At 25.8% G+C, this 4,263-nt stretch carries 5 protein-coding genes; 4 read left to right on the top strand and 1 reads right to left on the bottom strand.

The window, feature by feature from the left end; translation table 11 throughout:
* Positions 1-298 precede the first annotated feature (298 nt).
* Complete coding sequence (locus RDX53_RS13765) at positions 299-913, top strand: YitT family protein (RefSeq protein WP_295779144.1); 615 nt, start codon at positions 299-301, stop codon at positions 911-913.
* Between the two features lie 96 nt (positions 914-1,009).
* Here the strand turns inward: RDX53_RS13765 and RDX53_RS13760 are convergent, their stop codons facing one another.
* Positions 1,010-1,840 (bottom strand): Cof-type HAD-IIB family hydrolase, encoded by an 831-nt coding sequence (locus RDX53_RS13760; protein WP_307994348.1) that lies wholly within the window; start codon positions 1,838-1,840, stop codon positions 1,010-1,012.
* A gap of 280 nt (positions 1,841-2,120) precedes the next feature.
* Between RDX53_RS13760 and RDX53_RS13755 the strand changes: the two genes are divergently transcribed.
* The 3 genes from RDX53_RS13755 (at position 2,121) to RDX53_RS13745 (ending at position 4,171) form a co-directional block, all read left to right on the top strand.
* Positions 2,121-2,921 (top strand): AraC family transcriptional regulator, encoded by an 801-nt coding sequence (locus RDX53_RS13755; RefSeq protein ID WP_307994347.1) that lies wholly within the window; start codon positions 2,121-2,123, stop codon positions 2,919-2,921.
* 179 nt (positions 2,922-3,100) lie between these two features.
* On the top strand, positions 3,101-3,412 hold the full coding sequence (locus RDX53_RS13750; protein ID WP_195930970.1) for a DNA-binding protein: 312 nt from the start codon (positions 3,101-3,103) through the stop codon (positions 3,410-3,412).
* A 72-nt stretch (positions 3,413-3,484) separates the two neighbouring features.
* Entirely contained in the window at positions 3,485-4,171 is a 687-nt protein-coding gene (locus RDX53_RS13745) for a CPBP family glutamic-type intramembrane protease (RefSeq protein WP_307994346.1), read from the top strand.
* The last annotated feature ends 92 nt before the right edge of the window (positions 4,172-4,263 follow it).

Below are 4,263 nucleotides of genomic sequence, written 5' to 3'. Positions count from 1 at the left end.
CAATACATTGAAAATACTAGGTTTTATTTTAATGCATAAATAAACATAATAAAAAACAAAAAAATCATTGAAAAAAATTAAAAAAAATTGTATAATTTTAAGTTTGCAAAAGTGAGGTATACATATCGGATTTTATTATATATAATATAAATATAGATAATTAGAAAAACGAAATATATAGTTAAAATCACACTAGACTACAAAGTGATATTTAATAAAATTGATAATTTTTCTAATTAAAACTATTACAATAAATAATAATAAATTTCCTCGTTGGAAGGAGAAAGGTGGTAACAAAATGAGTAGTCGGCAGATGATAGAAAAGATAGGATTTATATTGTTTGGGACAATAATACTATCTTTTGGATTTTACAATTTTTATTTTTTAAATCATATTACAGAAGGTGGAGTATTAGGATTTTTATTACTTCTAAAAAATCTATTTGGAATACATCCATCAATGGCGAGTATAATAATTGATTTTAGTTTATTATTAATTGGATATAAGATTTTTGGAAAAGAATTTTTCTTATATTCATTATTCGCATCTTTTGCATTTTCAGTAACATATGGAATATTTGAAAATATAGGTCCAATATTACCTTCAATAAACAACAGCTTAATTAATGCAATATTAGGTGGTATATTTGTGGGAGTTGGATGCGGAATAATATTCAATACAGGGTGTTCATCAGGAGGAGATGATGCATTAGCATTAGTAATCGCAAAGACAACATCTTTAAGTGTGACTAAAGTTTATATTTTAATGGATGGAGTAATACTTTTATTATCTCTAAGTTATCTATCAGCAGACGCTATTTTCTATTCAATGATTGCATCTACTCTTAGTGGAAAGATAATCGATCTATTTTTGGCACATACAAAAGGCTCATTACGACTTATTACAGCATAGTTCGTCTTAAAAATTTAATATAAAAATAAAACACCTATGCTATTAGTTATAGGTGTTTTTGTGTTTGTTTATGATTTTATATTTAAATAACATAGATTAAATTAGGTTTAGGGTTTTAAATGCTTTATATAATCCATCTTTTTCAACATCATCTGTAACTATATCGGCCATCTCTTTTATTTTTTGACCGCCACTGCCCATAGCGACACCTATATTACAATGTTCTAACATAGGTATGTCCACATTAGCATCTCCAAATGCTATAGTATCTTTTATATCAGCACCAAGGTAGTCAAGTAGACTTGATATGGCACTAGCTTTATTGATATTTTTTACACCTAAATCTCCAAAAAGTGCAATTTCACCTTTTCCACCCCAAGTACCAGGATTTAAATCTGGAAACTCATCTATAGAATCTAAATGATCTTGGTAGCTATTAAGTATAAAACTAACTTTATTTACATCATCTCTATACAATTCACCGTCAAATATCATATCTGGAAATACCTCTCTAACAGTAAGTGAATTAGAAAGATTGCCTTTTCTATTGCTATATTCCTGAATTACTGGTTGGCCTACAGTTTCAAAGTTTTCACTAGCATAAAGACCGCTATTACTTTCTAAGTAGAACTCTAATTTTTTATTATGTAGCCAATCTACTATATGTTTACATTGTTCATATGTTATTGTATTATGCATAACTACATTATTATTGTCTTCTACATAACTTCCATTGCCGCCAATCATACCATCAAGACCTATATCCCATAATTCTTGATATACTTCAGATTTACTACGACCAGTACATATATATACTTTATGCCCATTATTTCTCGCTATTTTAATAGCCTCAACTGCTGATTGTGGAATATTATTGTCATAATCGACTAAAGTACCATCAACATCTATAAACAAAATTTTACTCATTTTAACTTGATCCCTTTCATCTTAATATTAAATTCAACATTAGCAAAATATTGAATATTAAATTCTATCTTCATGAGATTGCTCTTATTTAAATATATATTATCTTTTAGATAGATTCAGTCGATATATGTTATAATTATATAACAATATTCCAAAATTAGGGAAAATAGGTGGATTACGTGTCAATTCAAATTCCTATAAATAGTGATTTATCAGAAAATGTAGAGTATAACAATCCTAATTTTCCTGCATATATAAAGCAGGTATACTGTCATTATATATGGACTATAAAGCTGTTAGCCATTGGCATGATGATTTAGAGTTTATTGTTATACTTGAAGGGAAAATGTCATATGAGATAAATGGAGAGAGAATTGAAATATCACAGGGAGAAGGACTTTTTATAAACAGTAGACAACTTCATAATGGTTTTTCAGATGAAAAACAAGAATGTAAGTTTATCTGTATAGTATTGCATCCGAGTATCTTATGTGCAAATGAATGGTTTGAAAATAAATATATAAAATCACTTTTATATAAGAATGAACTAGAATATATCATATTAAAAGAAGAAGTAAGTTGGCAAAAAAGAATATTAGATCTACTAATAGATATGTATCAATCTGTAGATGATGAATTGATTTACTTTAAAGTCCAACAATCATTTTTTGAAATATGTGAAATAATATTTAGAAATAAAGATATATGTGTAAATAGTCATAATTTCAATTCATTAAAACTAAATACATTAAAAGATATGATAGGGTTTATCCAGAAAAACTATAATAAAAAAATTACATTAATTGATATAGCTAGTTCGGGAAATTGTTGTAAAAGTAAATGTTCAGCAATTTTTAAAGAGCTTTTAAAACAATCTCCAAATCAATATTTAATAGACTATAGACTTTATAGAAGTAGAAATCTATTATTAAGTACCGACAAAACGATTTTAGAAATAGCTATAGAAGTTGGATTTAATAGTTCGAGTTATTACTGTGAGGCATTTAGGAAAAAATACAGTACAAGTCCAACTCAATACAGGAAGAAACTAATTGAAACACAAAATATTAATTTACAATAAATATTTAAGTCCCATAAAAAAACAAAATGACTACAAAGTAGACATAAAACACAAATAATATAAGAAAATGCTTGAAATTTCAATGAAAATAACGAATGAATTTACACCTAAACAACAAGGATTTTTTGATGATTTAAAGAAATTATAGTTTAGAAACTAATGAAAAGGGGATGTTATTTATGGGTTTATTTAAAACAAAATCAGATGAAAATTGGAAAATAAATTATATTAAAGAATTTAATGAGATGAGAGCAGAATATGAAAAGAAAATATTAGCTAAGCAAAATGAAATAGACGAATTAAAAAAACAAATAGATGAATTAAAATCTGTTAAAAGTAATTTAAAACCTAAAGAAAAACAAATAAGAGATAGCGATATAGCATCTATAAAAGAGCTTAGAACAGAAGGTCTTAGCTATAGAGAGATTTCACAAAAAACATGTTGGAGCAAAGCTACAGTTTGTAGAGTATTAAATGGTTTTTACGATTAGATTTTCTTGTATACTCACGATTATAATATGCTATAATTAATAGATAGTATTATGAAGCGTGGGTGATAAAATTTGGATAAAAAAAGTATTAGTATAAGGGAAAGAGAATATATATTAGATTGTTTTTTAATATTAATTGTTTTACAAATTGCTAGAATAATTATAAAAAACGTATTATTGAGTGTACTTAGTTTTACAGCTATAAATTTAAATATAGCAAATATAATATCGATTATGATAGTGGGCATAAGTGTTTTTCTCTTTTTAAGAGGAAGTAGTTTATTTAATCCAGCGGGATATAGATTGATACAAATGGCCAATAAATATGAAAATAAAAAGATAAGAATAATATTATTTAGTCTTATGTTGGTAGGTTTGGCTTTGACAATTTTACTAAAAACAGATTATGTATTTACTGAAATACTTATGATGTGTTTGGCAACAATAGCTATACCAGTATATGAAGAATTATTATTTAGACAGTATTTATGGAATTACGTAAATGGATTTGTAGAAAATCAAAAGACAACATGGATTGTTATATCAATAATATCTGTGTTATTTATATTAGGATATTGGGATATCATAAGTCAAAATCTACAAGTTATAAGTAGTGATAAATTTGCAATAGACGTAGTAACATCTAAAATGGGGTTAGGTATATTAATCACAGCGGCGAGAGGTTTTATGAAATATAAATATAAAGATATATACTTATGTATATTTGTACATATTATAATAAGTTGTATTTTTCTTTAAAAATATATAATTTATGTAAGGCTCTTAGAATAATCTCTAAGAGTCTTTTCATATAAAAAATATTAAAAAAATTAGTGTTTTTAATAACTTAA

Source organism: uncultured Intestinibacter sp. (genome assembly GCF_902468165.1).
Classification (GTDB): domain Bacteria; phylum Bacillota; class Clostridia; order Peptostreptococcales; family Peptostreptococcaceae; genus Intestinibacter.
Note: the sequence above shows the minus strand (reverse complement) of the source record. Positions and strands in the feature narration are given on the sequence as shown.

Coding starts and splice junctions, on each gene's coding strand:
- RDX53_RS13765 (WP_295779144.1), top strand. CDS start 299: ATGAGTAGTCGGCAGATGATAGAAAAGATAGGATTTATATTGTTTGGG.
- RDX53_RS13750 (WP_195930970.1), top strand. CDS start 3,101: ATGGGTTTATTTAAAACAAAATCAGATGAAAATTGGAAAATAAATTAT.
- RDX53_RS13755 (WP_307994347.1), top strand. CDS start 2,121: ATGGACTATAAAGCTGTTAGCCATTGGCATGATGATTTAGAGTTTATT.
- RDX53_RS13760 (WP_307994348.1), bottom strand. CDS start 1,840: ATGAGTAAAATTTTGTTTATAGATGTTGATGGTACTTTAGTCGATTAT.